Source organism: Streptomyces sp. NBC_01176 (genome assembly GCF_045039825.1).
GTDB lineage: Bacteria > Actinomycetota > Actinomycetes > Streptomycetales > Streptomycetaceae > Streptomyces.
Genome location: NZ_CP108600.1, coordinates 8478530 through 8496320, shown reverse-complemented (window position 1 = coordinate 8496320; position 17791 = coordinate 8478530). Strand labels below are relative to the sequence as shown.

Annotated in this window: 17 protein-coding genes; 9 read left to right on the top strand and 8 right to left on the bottom strand. The window is 72.1% G+C overall.

Features of this window, described 5'->3' with window-relative positions; translation table 11 throughout:
• Positions 1-80: 80 nt before the first annotated feature.
• Positions 81-362, top strand: coding sequence for a DUF6332 family protein (locus OG199_RS37045; RefSeq protein ID WP_356802677.1), 282 nt, complete (start codon positions 81-83; stop codon positions 360-362).
• Here the strand turns inward: OG199_RS37045 and OG199_RS37040 are convergent.
• The 3 genes from OG199_RS37040 to OG199_RS37030 all read right to left on the bottom strand — a co-directional run bounded on the left by OG199_RS37040 (position 323) and on the right by OG199_RS37030 (position 3196).
• On the bottom strand, positions 323-988 hold the full coding sequence (locus tag OG199_RS37040; protein ID WP_266696957.1) for a response regulator transcription factor: 666 nt from the start codon (positions 986-988) through the stop codon (positions 323-325). The two genes, OG199_RS37045 and OG199_RS37040, sit on opposite strands and share 40 nt — an antisense overlap.
• On the bottom strand, positions 985-2250 hold the full coding sequence (locus tag OG199_RS37035) for a sensor histidine kinase (protein WP_405833182.1): 1266 nt from the start codon (positions 2248-2250) through the stop codon (positions 985-987). Before OG199_RS37035 ends, OG199_RS37040 begins: the two co-directional genes overlap by 4 nt.
• Before the next feature lie 208 nt (positions 2251-2458).
• Positions 2459-3196, bottom strand: coding sequence for a TetR/AcrR family transcriptional regulator (locus OG199_RS37030; RefSeq protein ID WP_356802682.1), 738 nt, complete (start codon positions 3194-3196; stop codon positions 2459-2461).
• Between the two features lie 147 nt (positions 3197-3343).
• On the opposite strand from OG199_RS37030, the gene OG199_RS37025 reads away from it, so the two are divergent.
• Complete coding sequence (locus OG199_RS37025; protein ID WP_356802684.1) at positions 3344-3793, top strand: nitroreductase family deazaflavin-dependent oxidoreductase; 450 nt, start codon at positions 3344-3346, stop codon at positions 3791-3793.
• A gap of 261 nt (positions 3794-4054) precedes the next feature.
• Here the strand turns inward: OG199_RS37025 and OG199_RS37020 are convergent, their stop codons facing one another.
• On the bottom strand, positions 4055-5260 hold the full coding sequence (locus OG199_RS37020; protein ID WP_405833179.1) for a geranylgeranyl reductase family protein: 1206 nt from the start codon (positions 5258-5260) through the stop codon (positions 4055-4057).
• Between the two features lie 183 nt (positions 5261-5443).
• Here OG199_RS37020 and OG199_RS37015 point away from each other — a divergent pair, with 183 nt between their 5' ends.
• Positions 5444-6799 carry a dipeptidase gene (locus tag OG199_RS37015; RefSeq protein WP_356802688.1) on the top strand — a complete coding sequence of 452 codons (1356 nt, stop codon included), beginning with the start codon at positions 5444-5446 and terminating at the stop codon, positions 6797-6799.
• A gap of 182 nt (positions 6800-6981) precedes the next feature.
• On the opposite strand, the gene OG199_RS37010 is transcribed toward OG199_RS37015, so the two are convergent.
• Together OG199_RS37010 and OG199_RS37005 are read right to left on the bottom strand one after the other, a co-directional pair.
• Positions 6982-8022, bottom strand: a complete 1041-nt coding sequence (locus tag OG199_RS37010; RefSeq protein WP_405833177.1) for an NUDIX domain-containing protein — start codon at positions 8020-8022, stop codon at positions 6982-6984.
• A 138-nt stretch (positions 8023-8160) separates the two neighbouring features.
• The gene (locus tag OG199_RS37005) at positions 8161-8355 is read right to left on the bottom strand and encodes a hypothetical protein (RefSeq protein WP_356802692.1); all 195 of its coding nucleotides are present in this window, start codon (positions 8353-8355) and stop codon (positions 8161-8163) included.
• A gap of 143 nt (positions 8356-8498) precedes the next feature.
• On the opposite strand from OG199_RS37005, the gene OG199_RS37000 reads away from it, so the two are divergent.
• The 4 genes from OG199_RS37000 (at position 8499) to OG199_RS36985 (ending at position 13262) form a co-directional block, all read left to right on the top strand.
• Entirely contained in the window at positions 8499-8987 is a 489-nt protein-coding gene (locus OG199_RS37000) for an excalibur calcium-binding domain-containing protein (protein ID WP_401801749.1), read from the top strand.
• 88 nt (positions 8988-9075) lie between these two features.
• A complete protein-coding gene (locus OG199_RS36995) occupies positions 9076-9753 on the top strand; it encodes a PASTA domain-containing protein (RefSeq protein WP_405833175.1) in 678 nt (225 codons plus the stop codon).
• 210 nt (positions 9754-9963) lie between these two features.
• Entirely contained in the window at positions 9964-10761 is a 798-nt protein-coding gene (locus OG199_RS36990; protein ID WP_405833173.1) for a transglutaminase domain-containing protein, read from the top strand.
• A 455-nt stretch (positions 10762-11216) separates the two neighbouring features.
• A complete protein-coding gene (locus OG199_RS36985) occupies positions 11217-13262 on the top strand; it encodes an NPCBM/NEW2 domain-containing protein (protein ID WP_405833171.1) in 2046 nt (681 codons plus the stop codon).
• Between the two features lie 275 nt (positions 13263-13537).
• Here the strand turns inward: OG199_RS36985 and OG199_RS36980 are convergent, their stop codons facing one another.
• Entirely contained in the window at positions 13538-14500 is a 963-nt protein-coding gene (locus OG199_RS36980) for an ROK family protein (protein WP_356802702.1), read from the bottom strand.
• 195 nt (positions 14501-14695) lie between these two features.
• Here OG199_RS36980 and OG199_RS36975 point away from each other — a divergent pair, with 195 nt between their 5' ends.
• Together OG199_RS36975 and OG199_RS36970 are read left to right on the top strand one after the other, a co-directional pair.
• The gene (locus OG199_RS36975; protein WP_356802732.1) at positions 14696-15760 is read left to right on the top strand and encodes a LacI family DNA-binding transcriptional regulator; all 1065 of its coding nucleotides are present in this window, start codon (positions 14696-14698) and stop codon (positions 15758-15760) included.
• A 125-nt stretch (positions 15761-15885) separates the two neighbouring features.
• Complete coding sequence (locus OG199_RS36970; protein ID WP_405833169.1) at positions 15886-16056, top strand: hypothetical protein; 171 nt, start codon at positions 15886-15888, stop codon at positions 16054-16056.
• Between the two features lie 333 nt (positions 16057-16389).
• Here the strand turns inward: OG199_RS36970 and OG199_RS36965 are convergent, their stop codons facing one another.
• A complete protein-coding gene (locus tag OG199_RS36965) occupies positions 16390-17694 on the bottom strand; it encodes a DUF6986 family protein (protein WP_405833167.1) in 1305 nt (434 codons plus the stop codon).
• Positions 17695-17791 lie beyond the last annotated feature (97 nt).

The window sequence follows — 17791 nt, the reverse complement described above, 5'->3', positions numbered from 1 at the left end:
CCATCCCGTTTCGTTCCCAACTCGGCGCGCCCGGCCGGGCATTCCTTGCCCGCCGGGCGCGCCGCACGGACACTTGCCGGATGAGACCGACACGTACGCAGGACCAGCGGGACGCGATCACCGTGGAGATCGGTTACGCGTTGTTCAGCGCGGCGTTCGCGGCGGCGCTCGCGCTGGGGGCGGTGTCCGGCCCCGCGCTGCTGTTCCATCTCCCCCTCGCGGTCGAGAAGATACTGATCACCTCGGGGGTAATGCTGGCCGTGGCGCTCTTCGCCGTACGTGTCGTCACGGTGCTGATCCGTTTCGGCCGCGCGGCCGGCGCTCAGCCCAGCCACCCCGGCCGGACCAATCCCGACTCGTAGGCCATCACGACCAGTTGGGCCCGATCGCGGGCTCCGAGCTTCACCATGGTCCGGCTGACATGGGTCTTGGCGGTGAGTGGGCTGACGACAAGTCGCCTCGCGATCTCGTCGTTGGACAGACCGATACCGACCAGCGCCATCACCTCCCGCTCCCGTTCCGTGAGTTGGACGAGGAGACCAGCCGCCGCCGGCTCCTTCGACCGGGCCGCGAACTCGGAGATGAGCCGCCGCGTCACCCCCGGCGACAACAGCGCGTCGCCCTCGACCACCGCCCGTACCGCGCGCAGGAGTTCGTCCGGCTCGGTGTCCTTGACGAGGAAACCGGAGGCACCGGAGCGGATCGCCTCGAAGACGTACTCGTCCAGCTCGAAGGTGGTGAGCATGACCACCTTGACGTCCTTCAGGTCCGGGTCGTCGGTGATGCGACGGGTCGCGGCCAGCCCGTCCAGCACCGGCATGCGGATGTCCATCAGAACGACGTCGGGCCGCAGTGCGCGTACCTCGCGCAGCGCCTCGTCGCCGTCGGCCGCCTCACCGGCCACCTCCAGGTCCGCCTGTGCGTCGAGCAGCGCCTTGAAGCCTGCCCTGACCAGTGACTGGTCGTCGGCGAGCAGTACGCGGATCACCGGTCCTCCTTGATCTGAAGGGGAAGTACGGCCAGTACCCGGAATCCGCCGTCGGCGCGCGGGCCCGCCTCGATCGTGCCACCGAGAGCGGCGGCCCGCTCCCGCATGCCGGCCAGCCCGTGCCCGCTGCCGCCCGCGTCGGCGCCGGTCCCGGGTCCGTCGTCGTCGATGCGCAGCCGCAGCGCGTCCCCCGACGACTCGACCCGCACACGCGCGTGCCGCGATCCCGAGTGCCGTACGACGTTGGTGAGGGCCTCCTGGACGATCCGGAACGCGGCGAGGTCGATGCCCGGCGGCAGCTTCGGGGGCGTGCCCCGGACCTCGACGGTCAGGCCCGCGGCCGCCGCCTGCTCGACGAGCTCGGGAAGCCGGTCGAGTCCGGGCGCCGGAGCCCGCGGCGCGTCACCGGGCGCACGCAGGGTGGCGAGTACCTGCCGGACCTCGCCGAGCGCCTCCTTGCTCGCCTCCTTGATGGTGGTGAGCGCCGAACGCGCCTGTTCCGGGTCGGAGTCGAGGAGCGCGAGGCCGACGCCCGCCTGGACGTTGATCACCGAGATGCTGTGCGCCAGCACGTCGTGCAGTTCGCGGGCGATCCGCAGCCGCTCCTCGTCGGCGCGCCGCGCTGCGGCCTGCGCGCGCTCGGCGCGGTCGCGGGCCCACTGCTCTCGACGGACGCGGACCAGTTCCGAGACGGCCACGATCGCCACGCCCCAGGTGGCGACGCCGATCTCCCGGGTCCAGGAGACCGCCCGGTCCCCCGTCGGCGGCAGCCAGTGATAGAGCCAGTGCGCCATGAGCAGATGGCCGAGCCAGAGCATGCCGATGGCCGCCCAGGCGGCTCGGCGGTGTCCCGCCACGACCGCGCCGAAGCAGCCGACGGCGGCCGTGACGAAGACGGGCCCGTACGGGTATCCGGCGCCCAGGTAGACCAGGGCCACCGCTGCCGTGCCGAAGGCGACGAGCACCGGACGACGCTGCCGCCACAGCAGCAGACCGCACCCCACGAGCAACAGCGCACGGGCGAAGGGGTCGAGCGCCGTGCGGTCCCCCTCCTGGGCATGCGCGGCGAACTGCGAGCCGACCAGCACGAGGACGGTGAGCAGCAGGGTGGAACGCCAGGGCAGGCGGCCGGCACGCCCCTCGGCGTTCCCCGGATCCCCACCGGTCCACCCGGGCGCCCGGCTCCGCCCCGGGGGCCCGTGCCGCCACCACGGCGGTCCACCGCCCCACGCCGGAGACCTGGGGGTTCGCTGCTCTTCCATGACGGCCACGCTAGACGCCACGGTCCGCCGACGGCGTCAGCCGGACGAGGTGATCACACGTACTCCCGACGGAGTAGCGCCGCCGGCCGCACACCACCGGGCCGCACCCCACGCCACCACCCGCCACCACCCGGCTTCCCCCGCGGCTCCGCCACCCGCCACCACCGGGCTCCCCCCGCGGCTCCGGTCCGTCGCCCCGGGTACTCCCTCAGGAGCCGGCCCGGCCGCCGTCTCCGCCCGCCGCCCCCGCGGACTCCGGGTACACCAGTCCCACGCCGTGGGCGAGCTGGTCCGCCGCGTGCCGGAAGAACTCCTCCCGGTCCTCGACGACCCTGTTGAACTGCCCGAAGACCTCGAAGCCGATCAGGCCGTAGAGCTGCGCCCAGGCGGCCACGAGTGCCACGACGGCCTCGGGCGGGAGGTCGGGGGCGAGATCGGCGGCCAGCCGCCGCGCCTCCGCCCGCAGACCGGCGGGCAGCGGGGTGCGGGCCACGCCCTTGCCCCGGTGGGCGTCGCGGACGATCCCGATCAGGAGCAGCCCCACACGGGACGCGGCCGGGACGGTGGTCTGCGGCGCGGTGTATCCGGGCACGGGCGAACCGTAGATGAGCGCGTACTCGTGCGGGTGTTGCAAGGCCCAGGCGCGCGCCGCGACACAGACCGCGACCCAGCGTTCGCGCGGGCCGCCCGCCGCGGCCTCGGCGTGCGCCGCCTCCGCGCTCTCGCCGAGCGAGTCGTAGGCGTCGATGATGAGCGCGGTCAACAGGTCGTCGCGGCTGGGGAAATAGCGGTAGAGCGCGGAGGAGGCCATACCGAGCTCGCGGGCGACGGCGCGCAGCGAGAGCTTGGCGGCCCCTTCGGCGGCGAGCTGTCTGCGTGCCTCTTCCTTGATGGCCGCGGTGACCTCGATCCTGGCTCGGGCGCGTACTCCTCGTGCGGTCGTCATGGGAGGCAGTCTGCCACGTTTCCAGAGCACTGCACACAAACGAGAGCACTGCTCTTGCTTTGGATCACCGCTCTCGTGCAGACTGCTCTCAAGCGAGAGCAGTGCTCACAAAAGCGAGCGGCGCTCTCTCATTCGATAGGGGTCATCATGTCCACGCATGTCCAGAAGCCCGGCTGGTTCACGGTCAACGTCTTCAACCGCGCCGTGGCCTGGATGACCCGTCGCGGCCTCAGTGTCTGGGGATCCCGGGTCCTGGCCGTCCGCGGCCGCAAGAGCGGCGAGTGGCGTACCACTCCGGTCAACCTGCTCACCGTGGACGGGCGGCACTACCTGGTCGCGGCGCGTGGCCACGTCCAGTGGACGCACAACATGCGGGCCGCGGGCGGTGGCGAGCTGCGCCTCGGCAAGCAGGTCGACGTCTTCACGGCGACCGAGGTCACCGACGACGACAAGGTCCCGCTGCTGCGCGCCTACCTCAAGCGCTGGAAGGCCGAGGTCGGCGTCTTCTTCAAGGGGGTCGGTCCCGACTCCTCCGACGAGGAGCTGCGCCGCATCGCCCCCGACCACCCCGTCTTCCGAGTCGTGGTCGGGAACTGACCGCTGCCGGCCGGGGAACTGACCGCCGCTGCCCGGGAATCGGCCGGCCTCCGCGTCGCCCGCGGAGGGCTCGGCGCGAACCCCCGGCTGCCGAACCCCCGGCTGCCGAACCCGGGGCCGCCGGCCCCACGCGCCCGGCCCGGCCGGCCGACGCCCGCGGATCATCGATCCGACGCCCGCCGTCCGTCACGAGGCCGTCGCGCGGGAGCCGTCCGCACCCGGATCAGTCGAGCCGCGACGCGCCTGGACCGCCGGGCCGGCTCACTTGTCGAGTGCGGTGAGGGCACGCCCGGCCAGCGGGTGCGAGCGCACGAGTTCACCCAGCGTGGTGGAGCCGCGCGTGATCCGGGCGAACGCGTTCCAGGCGGGCCGGAAGCCGGTCAGGACCGCGTGCAGCGTGCCCGGCCGCCGCTCGAACGCCGTGAGCATGCGCTTGCCGACGCTCATCTCGACGCCGAGCCCGGCCTTGATGGCGAAGGCGTAGTTGAGCGCCTGGCGGCGGGCGTCCACCGCGTCGTGCGCCTCGGCGATCCGTACCGCCCACTCCCCCGCCAGCCGGCCGGAGCGCAGCGCGAAGGAGATGCCTTCGCGCGTCCACGGTTCCAGGAGACCCGCCGCGTCCCCGCACACCAGCACCCGCCCGCGCGACAGCGGCGAGTCGTCGGCACGGCAGCGCGTCAGGTGTCCCGAGGAGATGCTCGGCTCGAAGCCGGCGAGCCCGAGCCGGGCGATGAAGTCCTCCAAGTACCGCTTGGTGGCGGCGCCTTCACCGCGGGCGGAGATCACGCCGACGGTGAGGGTGTCTCCCTTGGGGAACACCCAGCCGTAACTGCCCGGCATGGGACCCCAGTCGATCAGGACCCGACCCTGCCAGTCCTCGGCGACGGTCTCCGGCACCGGGATCTCCGCCTCTAGGCCGAGGTCGACCTGGTCGACCTTCACCCCGACGTGCGCCCCTATGCGGCTGGCGCTGCCGTCCGCGCCGACCACCGCCCGCGCCAGCACCGTCTCGCCGCCCTGCAGCACGACGGCGACGGTGCGCCGGTCCGGTACGGCCGATCCGTGCTGCTCGACCCGCGAGACCGTGACGCCCGTACGCAGCTCGGCGCCCGCCTTCTGCGCGTGCTCGACGAGCTGCTGGTCGAACTCGGGCCGGTTGATCAGCCCGAACAGCATCTGCTTGGAGCGCCGGGTGCGGGTGAACTTGCCGTCCAGCGAGAACGTGACCGCGTGCACCCGGTCTCTCAGCGGCAGCTCGAAGCCGGGTGGCAGCGCGTCGCGCGAGGGGCCGATGATTCCGCCGCCGCACGTTTTGTAGCGCGGCAGGTCCGCCTTCTCCAGCAACAGGACACTGCGTCCCGCGACCGCTGCCGCATAGGCGGCGGAGGCGCCCGCCGGCCCCGCGCCGACCACGACGACGTCCCACACCGTCTGTCCGTCGTCCGCCGAAGTGTTCTCGCTGCTCACGATGGTCTACTGCTCCCAGTCCAGCCGTCTGCCGCACCTGTCTCCCGCATCCTACGGGGGCGTCGCCGCAGGCCACTGTGGGAGGATCGGCAGCGTATGCGCCCTGCACACCAGTGCGCGCGTGCGCACCACCCGGTCACCCGTACACAGAAGTACAACGTCGCACCCACAAGGAGCGTGCCCATGTCGTCGAATCCGGTCGCCGAGACCGTCGCCTCGCTGATGCCCGCGGCAAAGGCGGAGCTCACCGAACTGGTGGCCTTCAAATCGGTGGCGGACTTCGACCAGTATCCGCGCGTCGAGAGCGAGGGCGCGGCCAACTGGATCGCCGACGCCCTGCGTGCCGAGGGCTTCCAGGACGTGGCGCTGCTCGACACCCCGGACGGGACGCAGTCGGTGTACGGGTTCCTGCCCGGCCCCGAGGGCGCGCGGACGGTTCTGCTGTACGCGCACTACGACGTGCAGCCGCCGCTGGACGAGGCGGCCTGGACCACCCCGCCGTTCGAGCTGACGGAGCGGGACGGCCGTTGGTACGGGCGCGGGACCGCCGACTGCAAGGGCGGCCTGGTCATGCATCTCCTCGCGCTGCGCGCCCTGAAGGCGAACGGTGGCGTCCCGGTGAGCGTCAAGGTCATCGTCGAGGGTTCGGAGGAACAGGGCACGGGTGGTCTCGAGCGCTACGCCGAGGAGCACCCGGACCTGCTGACCGCGGACACCATCGTCATCGGTGACGTCGGCAACTTCCGGCTCGGTCTGCCCACGGTCACCTCGACACTGCGGGGAATGACCCTCGTACGTGTCCGGATCGACACCCTGGAAGGCAACCTGCACTCGGGGCAGTTCGGCGGCGCGGCACCGGACGCGCTCGGGGCGCTGATCCGGGTGCTGGACTCGCTGCGCGCGAAGGACGGTTCGACGACGGTCGACGGACTGACCGGTGACGCGCGGTGGGAGGGGCTGCAGTACGACGAGGAGGCGTTCCGCCAGGACGCCAAGGTGCTCGACGGGGTCGAGCTGATCGGCTCCGGTTCGGTCGCCGACCGCATCTGGGCCCGTCCGGCCGTCACGGTCCTCGGCATCGACTGCCCGCCCGTCGTCGGCGCCACTCCGTCCGTGCAGGCGGGCGCCCGTGCGCTGGTCAGCCTCCGGGTGCCGCCGGGCACGGACGCGGTCGAGGCGACCAAGCTGCTGCAGGCCCACCTCGAGGCGCACACGCCGTGGGGCGCGCGGGTGAGCACCGAGCGGATCGGGCAGGGCCAGCCCTTCCGCGCCGACACCACCAGCCCCGCGTACACGGCGATGGCGGAGGCGATGGCGGTCGCGTACCCGGGTGAGGAGATGCAGTCGGCGGGCCAGGGCGGTTCCATCCCGCTGTGCAACACGCTGGCGTCGCTCTACCCGCGGGCGGAGATCCTCCTCATCGGGCTGAGCGAGCCGGAGGCACAGATCCACGCGGTGAACGAGAGTGTCTCGCCGGACGAGTTGGAGCGTCTGTCGGTCGCGGAGGCGCTGTTCCTGCAGAAGTACGCGGCGAGCTGAGCACTCCCGGGAGAGGGCCGCGCCTCACGACGAGGCGCGGCCCTCCACCGCACGCCGGGCGAAGTTGCGGCGCCGTGCGCGATGCGAGGGTCGCGGGCATGTCCGCCGCACGCGGCGGCGGGAGCCCGTACCTCTGACTGATTTGCCGTCAACTCGCTGGTGGTGCACCGGAATCGAGTGGCTCAGCCGACCGGGACGCCGGCCTCCAGATAGAGCGCGGCGCCACGCTCCCGCGCTCTGAGCGCCCACCGCAGCCGCTCGTAGCGCACGGGGGGCAACAGGTCGGCCGCCTCCTGTTCGGTGACGAAACGCCAGGCACGCAACTCCGGTCCTGGCAGCAGCAGTCGGTGGGCTTCGTCGGAGCCGAGCAGGCCGCCGTCGTAGAGGAGGCGCAGACCGCCGTAACCGGGCGGCGCGGGCGGTTCCCAGTCCACGACGAGCAGGCCGGGTACGTCGTCGAGTTGTATGCCGGTCTCCTCGGCGACCTCACGCATGCCCGCACGGGCGGGGGCCTCGCCGGACTCGACGACACCGCCGGGAAACTCCCAGCCGGCCTTGTACGTCGGGTCGACGAGCAGCACCCGGTCCTGCTCGTCGAAGAGGAGTACGCCCGCGGCGAGGGTCTCGGAGGTGGGTTCGGGGGTCTGCACGATGTCACAGGCGGGCACACCACCGGTGCGGACCGCCTCGGCGATGCGCAGTGCGGTGTCGTACGGGGTCAGTGCGCTGGTGTCGACGAGGTGGGCGTCGGTGGTGAGCCAGGAGGCGAGCGCCGTGCGGTAGGGCTCGATGTGGTCGTAGCACCACTGGCGCATCCGTATCTCGCCGTCCGGCAGGTCCTCGGGTATCTCCCGGTCGGCGATGCGCTCGCGCAGGATCGTTTCCGCCGGAGCGAGGAGGACATGGCGCACCTCGATCCGGCGCGAGGCGAGGCCGCCGAAGATCTCGTCGCGGTACTCCTGACGCAGTAGGGTCATGGGGACCACGAGGACGCCGCCGAGCTCCGCGAGCATGGCGGCCGCGGTGTCGACCACCAGGCGCCGCCAGATCGGCAGGTCCTGGAAGTCGCCGACCTCGGCGAGGTGTTTGGGCGGCAGCAGTTTCGTGAGTCCGCCACCGATGACCTCGGGGTCGAAGAGCGTGCTGTTCGGGATCAGGTCGATCAGTTCCCGTGCGGTGGCTGTCTTCCCCGCACCGAACGCACCGTTGATCCAGACGATCACGGTTCCCCCTCTTCTGTTGGCCCCCTGTGGCTTGCCCGCTCCACCCTGCCACGGAAACCAGCCCCTGATGAGGGAGCCGAACAGCGCGGCGCCGTCACCCGCCGCGGGGGCACCGGCGCCGCGCGCGGGCTGCTCGGCTCAGCCGTTCCGGTCCGGCGTGGAGTCGTCCGTGTCCAGGCTGTCGCTGCTGAGCGTGTGATCGACGGAGCTGAGCGTGTCGTCGACGTGCAGGTCGCCGAGGGCGCTGCTGTCGAGGGCGTGGGACGGGGTGATCGCCGCGACGACGAACCCGGTGGCGAGGGAGGCGATGGCCAGCATGCTGCGCTTCTTCATGCCCGGTTCAACTCCGAAACCGGCGACGGGTCACGGCCCGGTGACGACAAGTCACGACTCGGTCACGCAGAGCCCGCTCGCCCCTTCTGGGCACATTCACGCCCCTACCGTCATCCCACTCGAAACATCCCAGGGGGGACGACATGACCAATCCGTACAACCCGGGCCCCACCGGTGCGCCCCCGGCCGCCGACGTCCGCACCGCGCCGGGCTGGGCGCGCAAACGCTACGTCGTGCCCGCCCTCGCAGTGGCCCTTCTCGTCGGGGTCGGTATCGGCGACAGCGGTGGGGACTCCACCGAGTCGGCCGCGGCCCGGACCCGGCCGACACCCGCCGTCACCGCCACCGCGACCGCCACGGAGACGGCGACCGAGACGGTCACCGCGACACCCTCCGCCACCGTGACCGTACGGGCGACGAGGACCGTACGTGCGACGGTCACCGCGCGGCCGGCCGCCGCGGGCGACGGCAGCGACGACAGCGACGACAGCGGTGGAAGCGGCGGCGGAAGCGCCGAGTACTACGAGAACTGCACCGCCGCGCGTGCGGCGGGTGCCGCTCCCGTGCACGTCGGGGACCCCGGCTACGGCCGCCATCTCGACCGTGACGGGGACGGGGTGGGCTGCGAGTGAGGCGCCACGGCCTCGCCTGGCACCCGGAACCGCCCGTCCGTCACGGGTCGATGACGGTCGGCCCGGCAACTCGCCGTGTGCCGTTTCGATGCTGTTCAGTGTATTCCGTCTGCACCAGCACCACTTGGGGGAATACGTGCGCACCCGGATCATCAGTGCCATCCTGCTCACGGTCGGCGTCGGCGGTGTCGTCGCCTGTCAGCCGACCGACGACGGCAAAGCGACCGGCACTTCGGCCCCGACCACCACGGCCTCGACGCCGAAGGACGGCAGGCCGACCGCGGCCGAGCGGAGAACGGTGCCCGACTTCGTCGGTATGGGCCTTCAGTCCGCTCAGGACAAGGCGCAGAAGCAGGGCTTCCGCTCGCTGAAGTCGCACGACTCGCTCGGCCGGGACCGCCACCAGATCCTCGACCGGGACTGGAAGGTCTGCACACAGAACATGAGGGCCGGCACGACGGCCGGCACCGACACGACACTGGACTTCGGCGCGGTGAAGCTCGCCGAGACCTGCCCGGCGAAGGATGTGCCGGCCCCGTCCACGGCGGGCGGGAAGCTTCCGGACTTCACGGGGAAGTCGGTGAAGGCGGCGCGGGCGGCACTCGACTCCGGCACGTCGTTCACGGTCAAGGACGCGTCCGGCTCGCACCGTTGGATCCTGGTCGAGAGCAACTGGAAGGTGTGCACCCAGTCTCCGGCCGCCGGCGCCGCACTCCGCGGCCAACCCGTGGAGCTCACAGCGGTGAAGTTCGACGAGCCCTGCTAGCGAGCACATCGCGCACAGCACACCGCAGCCCACCACGGCACGGTGCCGTGCCGTGCCGTGCGGTGCGGTGCGGTGCGTCGCGTGGGGCGCCCCCAGTTGAGCGCAGGGCAGCGCAGGACAACCGTGCACGCACCACAGTTGAACGTGTTCAAATCCTCTGTCACGATACTTCTCGTCACCCGGAGGGTGCCGGACGAGAGGACCACGGTCATGACGAGCTCGCTTCTCACGCCCCGAGGCCGTACCCGCACCGGCACGACCGGCGGCGGAACCGTGGCGGGGAGCACGGCCCCGACACGGATCCTCGACTGGCGGCATCCTCAGGTCACCTCGTTGCTCCGGCGCACCGACGCACCGGCGGCCTCGGTGGGCGTCTCGGGTCCCGCCCATCGGACGGAGGTCCTGCGTCGGGCCCACCGCCGGATCGTCGCGGACGTGCAGCCCGTGTACTCGGTGCAGGACGAGCGGCCCGTGTCGGAGGTGCTTCGCCGTGGCCGCGGATCGTGCAGCCAGCGGCTGGCCGTGCTCGAGGCCGTCGCGCGGGCGTCCGGGGTGGCCACGCGGGTGCGCGGCCTGCTGGTGGACGGGACGTTCTGGTACCCGCGCTTTCCTCGGTTGCACCGGATCGTCCCGGACCAGGTTCTGCTGGCGTGGCCGGAATTCCACCTCGCGGGCCCGTCGTCGGACGACCGCTCCGCCGCGCCCTGGTTGGCTGTCTCGGAACTCTTCGGCGGCCTGGACGAGTTGAGCGAAGGACAGGGCGGCGGCTTCACCAACACCGGTGCGGAGACGCTCTTCGAGGCGTTGTCCAGGACGGCGATCGACTGGGACGGCGCGACGGCCTGCCCCGCCACCGGTCCCACCTGCGATCTCTCGGCCTATGTCCTGGCGGATCTCGGTCACTTCGACTCGCGCGACGAACTCTTCGCCCGGCACGGCCAGACCCTCTGCCCGATGGCGCGACTCCTGGCCGAGCCCGTCCTGGGCCGCCGCCCGGCAGGCGTCTAGGGGCGACCGGGAAGCGTCACCGACCCAGGTCGATACCCGGCGGGCATCGGGGCGCTGCGGCGAACAAGGCAACAGGGCAACAGGGGACCGTGCTCGCGCCGCTCTGTCGGCCGGGCCGGACCGCACGTCGGCGAAGGGCGCCGTCGCGTCGGGTTCAAGTCCCCGGCACCGACGGAGTTTCACCAGGACCTCCGATGTCCCGCCGTGCCTTCGCGCACGGCCATGCCCTCCGGCGACGACTGCGCCGCACACCCCCTCAGGGCGCCAACCAACACAACCGAACGCGAGATTCGGATCCCATCGCCACACTGTGGCGCCGTCAAGGGTTCTGACGGGATATCAGACAGTCCTCGCCCTCCCCTTCCAACAGACTCCGACACGTCCTACCGTAAACGCGCACGCTTGTCGCGGACATGCAGACATCTCGTCTTTCGCGAGCTCGGAGGAACGTAACGATGCGTCACCTTCACACCCGCACAACCCGCAGCAGATTGGTCGGAGCGCTCGTCGCGGGACTGTTGTGTACGACCGGTCTCGCCGCACCGGCCCTGGCCTCTCCCGCCCCGGACCCGGCCGCCCCCACCCCGGCGCCGGCGCCGGCGGACGGTCTCGCTCTCACCCCGCCGATGGGCTTCAACAACTGGAACTCCACGCACTGCCGGGAGGAGTTCAACGAGACCATGGTCAAGGGGATCGCCGACCTCTTCGTCGAGAAGGGCCTCAAGGACGCCGGGTACGAGTACGTCAACCTGGACGACTGCTGGGCCCTGCCCTCCCGGGACGCGGACGGAAAGCTGGTCGCGGATCCGGCCCGGTTCCCCGACGGGATCAAGGCGGTCGCCGACTACGTGCACGCCAAGGGGCTCAAGCTCGGCGTCTACACCAGCGCGGGGACGAAGACGTGCGACAGCGCGGGCTTCCCCGGCGCCCTGGGCCACGAGTACAGCGACGCCCGGCAGTTCGCCGACTGGGGCGTCGACTACCTCAAGTACGACAACTGCAACAACCAGGGCGTGGACGCCAAGCAGCGTTACACGACCATGCGGGACGCGCTGCGGGCCGCCTCCGGGGAAACCGGGCGCCCCATCGTCTACAGCATCTGCGAGTGGGGGGAGAACAAACCCTGGGAGTGGGCGTCGGACGTCGGCCAGCTGTGGCGCACGACCGGGGACATCAGCGACAACTGGGGCTCGATGCTGTCGATCCTCAAGCAGAACCTGCCCCTCGCCCCGTACGCCGGTCCCGGGCACTGGAACGACCCGGACATGCTGGAGGTCGGCAACGGCGGGATGACCGACACCGAGTACCGCTCGCACTTCTCGCTGTGGTCGATCATGGCCGCACCGCTGCTCATCGGCTCCGACCTGCGCAAGGCGACCCCCGCCACCTTCGACATCCTCGCCAACAAGGACGTCGTGGCGGTCGACCAGGACCCGCTCGGCAAACAGGGCACCGTGCTCTCCTCCGAGGGCGGACGCTGGGTGGTCGCCAAGGAGATGAAGGACGGCAGCCGGGCGGTGGCGCTGTTCAACGAGACCGGCAGCGCACAGCGCATCGCCACCACGGCGGCGGCCGTGGGACTGCCGGCCGCACCCGCCTACACGCTGCGCGACCTGTGGCAGCACCGGAGCTACAACACCGCGGGCGGCATCTCCGCGACCGTCCCCGCGCACGGGACGGTACTCGTCCGCGTCTCGGCCGGACACGGTTGGGCCGAACAGCCACCCGCCGTCGAACTCGGCCTGGACGGTGCCCCGTTGGTGGAAGCGGGCAGGCCGGCGACCCTGACGACGACGGTCACCGACCTCGGCCGCACGACGGCGCGACACGCCGCCGTGACGCTCAGCGGACCCGCGGACTGGACGATCAGGGCGGCGTCACGGACCACCGCGCCGGCGGTGCCGACGGGCCGTTCGCTGCGCACGAAGTGGCGGCTCACCGTGCCCGCGGGCACCGCCACCGGATCGTACGACCTGACGCTGCGGGCGACGTACCGCTCCCCGCGCGGTGCGCGCGTCGAGACCGTGCTGCCCGTGACGGCCTCCGTGGTCGTGCCTCCTCCCTCCGGCAGCTCCTCCCTCGCCGACCTGCCATGGATGTCGGCGGCCAACGGGTACGGACCCGTCGAACGCAACACCAGCAACGGCGAGAGCGCCGCGGGCGACGGTCATCCGATCACCGTCGGCGGCGTCGTCCATGCCAAGGGTCTCGGTGTGCACGCCGCGAGCGCCGTCGAGTACTACACCGGCAAGGAGTGCGAGACCGTGACCGCGGACGTCGGAGTCGACGACGAGAAGGGCGACAAGGGCAGCGTCGCCTTCGAGATCTGGGCGGACGGCACCGAGGTCGCCTCGACCGGGGTGCTCACCAACACGATGCCCGCGCAGCCGCTCTCGGCCGACGTGAGCGGCGCCCAGGTGGTCCGCCTGGTCGTCACCGACGGCGGCGACGGGATCGACTCGGACCACGCCGACTGGGCCGACGCGCAACTGACCTGCTGAGCCGCCCGACGACCCGCTGAGCGGCCCGACCGGGACGACGGGAGGGCCGGTCGGCCACCCGCGGTCGGCCGAGTGGGTGAGCGGCTCTCCCGGAGGGGTGAGCCGCTCACCGGCCTCGCGACCGCGTGCACGACGTGACGACCGACACACCGAACCGACAAGCTGATCGGCCGACCCACCGGCCGGAGAACCGACTGCCCGGATGCCGCGTTGCCACGGGCCCCGACCGGTCACCCGGTTCCGATCGCCCCGACCGGTCACCCGGCCCGCAGCCCTCAGCCGCCGACCGGCGCGGCCGTCTGGTTCGGCTGCTGCTTGCGGAGCGCGGCCGCCGCCGCGCCGACCAGACCGGCGTCCGTGCCCATCAGCGCGGGCGCCACGGTCAGCCGCCGCACGAAGGACAGCGTCGCGTAGTCGCCCAACGCCCTGCGCAGCGGGTCGAGGAGCACGTCTCCCGCCTTGCCCACACCGCCGCCGATGACGGCGATGTCGATCTCGACGAGGGTCGCGGTGGCCGCGATGCCCGCCGCGAGCGCCCTGGCCGCCCGCTCGAAGGAGGCCACCGCCACCGGATCGCCCGCGCGGGCGGAGTCGGCCACCGCGGCGGCCGAGGTGTCGCCGTCGGGTCCCGGCCGCCAGCCGCCCTCCAGGGCGCGCCGGGCGATGTTCGGACCGCTCGCGATGCGCTCCACGCAGCCCCGGGAGCCGCACGGGCAGAGGTCGCCGTCGAGGTCCACGCTGATGTGCCCGATGTGGCCCGCGTTGCCGGTGGGGCCCGCGTGCAGCTGTCCGTTCAGGACGAGGCCGCCGCCGACGCCCGTCGACACCACCATGCACAGCGCGTTGTCGTGACCGCGGGCGGCGCCCTGCCAGTGCTCGGCCGCGGTGATGGCGACGCCGTCGCCGATCAGCTCGACGGGCAGACCCCCCGTGGCCTTGCGGACCCGCTCGACCAGCGGGTAGTCACGCCAGCCCGGTACGTTCACGGGGCTCACGGTGCCCGCCGAGGCGTCCACCGGGCCCGCGCTGCCGATGCCGACGGCCGCGGCCCTGCTCCACAGCGGGGAGAGAGTGAGCTCACCGACCACGGCCTCCACGGCCCCCATGACGGTGTCGCCGTCCTCCTGCGCGGGCGTCGCGCGCTGCGCGCGCAGCAGGATCCCGCCGCGGCCGTCCACGAGCGCTCCGGCGATCTTGGTGCCGCCGATGTCGAGCGCGGCCACGAGGTCGGTGTGCATCAGTGTCAGTTCTCCTGGTGAACCTTGCGAAACAGGGCAGACCGGTCTCGCGATGGGGAGCGCAGGCCGGAGAATGCGGTGAACAGTGTCTCCCGCATCTGACAACGTTGTCCAGGCTCTATGCTCGACGCCACATCCTCATACATCCCCATGGACCGTCGCATCACCGGGGACGACAGGAATGGCCGCATCCCCGTGGACGACAGGACAGGACAGCACATCGTGGCAGAGACCGCCCGCCGATCCGAGAACCGTTACGGCAACCGCCCGACCATGAAGGACGTGGCGGCGCGTGCCGGCGTGGGTCTCAAGACGGTCTCACGCGTGGTCAACGGCGAGCCGGGCGTGACCCCGGACACCGAGCGCCGGGTCCAGGAGGCCATCGACGCGCTGGGCTTCCGGCGCAACGACAGCGCGCGGGTGCTCCGCAAGGGCCGCACCGCGAGCATCGGCCTCGTCCTGGAGGACCTCGCGGACCCGTTCTACGGTCCGCTCAGCCGCGCGGTGGAGGAGGTGGCCCGTGCCCACGGCGCGCTGCTCATCAACGGCTCCAGCGCCGAGGACCCGGAGCGTGAGCAGGAGCTGGTCCTCGCCCTGTGCGCGCGCCGGGTGGACGGCCTGGTCGTCATTCCCGCCGGGGACGACCACCGCTACCTCGAACCCGAGATCAAGGCGGGCGTGGCCACGGTGTTCGTGGACCGCCCGGCGGGACAGATCGACGCCGACGTGGTCCTCTCGGACAGTTTCGGCGGGGCCCGGGACGGCGTGACCCATCTGATCGACCACGGTCACCGCCGGATCGGCTTCATCGGTGACATGCCCCGCATCCACACCGCCGCCGAGCGGCTGCGCGGCTATCGCGCGGCCATGGAGGACGCGGGCATAGCGGTCGAGCCCGCCTGGATGTCCCTGGGCGTCACGGACCCGGAGCGGGTCCGTGACGCCGCGGAGGAGATGCTCTCGGGCGACTCCCCGGTCACCGCGATCTTCGCGGGCAACAACCGTGTGACGGTCACCGTGGTCCGGGTCCTCGCCGAGCACGGACGTCCCGTCGCCCTGGTCGGCTTCGACGACATCGAGCTCGCGGACCTCCTCCAGCCGGGTGTCACCGTCGTCGCCCAGGACGCCGCCGCCCTCGGCCGCACCGCCGCCGACCGACTCTTCCGCCAGCTCGACGGCACCCTCCTCACCCCGGAACGCATCGAGCTGCCGACCCGTCTGATCACCCGCGGCTCGGGTGAACTGCCGCCCTCGGCCTGAGTCGTGGCCGTCCGGACCCGCGCGTCCTCGAAGCGCTCGGTCCCGCCGCGACACCTCTCGCGTACCCGCCGGGTCACCCGGGTGCGTGACCCGAGGGGTACCGACTCCTCGACGGTGAGCGGCTGTTGCCGCTGACGCGCCGGATGTACGAGCGTCGCGTGCCGGTCGTCGCGGCCGGGGTCCCGTACCGGTCCGCCCAACTCCGGTTCAGGACGGCCCGGTACGGGGTGGGCGGCACGGTCAACGTGGTGCGGGCACGCGTCGGGAACGCCGTGGTCGGCGTTCGGGCCGGGTGAGCCGGGCTGGGCAGGTGTCGGTGTCGCCCGTCCACGCGCCGGGCGTGGCGGGCGAGTTGTGCCCTTTCGGCGGCCGCTCACCGGGAGGCGCGGGGCACGCCTGGCCGTCGTGCGGGACACCGTGGCGGTCGACGCGGACGGCCGGGTGTTTCGCCGAGGTGAGGCTCACCACCGCGTCCGGGACCGATGAGGTACACGCCGACGGGTCGGGCCGCCCTCGGCGCCGGCCGCGGGACGGCTCGTCGACGGTTCCCCGCGTTCCCCCCGTTCCCCGAGCCCGCGCAGCCCTCGTAGCCCGCGCAGCCCGCGAGCCCGCGCAGCCCTCGGGACGCTCTACTTCGCCGAAGCGGTCAGGTCTCCGCGCCTCGGCGCGGCGAAACCCTCCAGGTCCGCCCGCGTCAGACCCGCCAGCCGGGCCACCTCCGCGATGTCCAGGGCGCCGCAGTCCAGACCGCGCAGAAGGTAGCCGCTGAGCGCCTTGGCGGTGGCGGGTTCGTCCATGACGTCGCCGTCGGTGCGGTTGACATAGCGGGCCAGGCGTCCGGCGGCCTGCTCGTAGCCCTCGCGATAGAAGGCGAACACGGCCGCGTAACGGGTCGGGATGTGGCCGGGGTGCATGTCCCAGCCCTGGTAGTAGGCGCGGGCCAGGGCGCGACGGGTGAGGCCGTAGTGCAGTCGCCAGGCGTCGTGCACCTTCGCCGTCGGGCCGACCGGCAGCACGTTGGTGGAGCCGTCCGAGACGCGTACGCCGGTGCCGGCGGCGGCGACCTGCATGATCGCCTTGGCGTGGTCGGCGGCCGGGTGGTCACTGGCCTGGTGGGCGGCGCTGACGCCGAGGCAGGCGCTGTAGTCGAAGGTGCCGTAGTGCAGGCCCGTGGCGCGGCCCTCGGCGGCCTGGATCAGCCGGGCGACGGTCGCGGTGCCGTCGGTCGCCAGGATCGACTGGCTCGTCTCGATCTGGATCTCGAAGCCGATCCGCCCGGGCGTGAGACCGCGCGCCTTCTCGAACTCCTCCAGCAGCCGCACCATCGCCGTGACCTGCTCCGCGTACGTCACCTTGGGGAGGGTGAGGACCAGCCCGTCGGGCAGGCCGCCCGCGTCCATCAGACCGGTGAGGAAGACGTCGAGCGTACGGATCCCCCGTCGGCGGACCGATGCCTCCATGCACTTCACGCGGATGCCCATGTACGGAGCCGCCGTACCGTCGGCGTACGCCTGTGCGATCAGCCGGGCCGCGCGAGCCGCCGCCTCGTCCTCCTCGGCGTCCGGACGCCGGCCGTAGCCGTCCTCGAAGTCGACACGCAGGTCCTCGATGGGCTCCCGCTCCAGTTTGGCCCGTACCCGGTCGTAGACGGGCCCGGCGAGGTCGTCGGCGAGGCCGAGGACCGCGGCGAAGGAGGCGGCGTCGGGGGCGTGCTCGTCGAGGGCCGCGAGCGCCCGGTCGCCCCAGGAGCGGACGGTGTCGGCGGCGAACGCGTCCGCGGGGACGTACACGGTGTGGACGGGCTGCCGAGTGCCGGGGTCTCCGGGGTAGCGGCGCTCCAGTTCGGCGTCGACCGGGGCGAGAGAGGCGCTGATCTCCTCGCTGACGGCGCCCGCGAGGCTTGTCGCCACGTTCTCCTGCTGGCCCTTGCCCATCCCACACCCTCCTGTTTTCCGCTTCACGGAATCAACAATCCGTAGAGCGAAGTTATCCATGGCGCTTCTCGTGGTCAACACCTGTCCGCACCCTGGT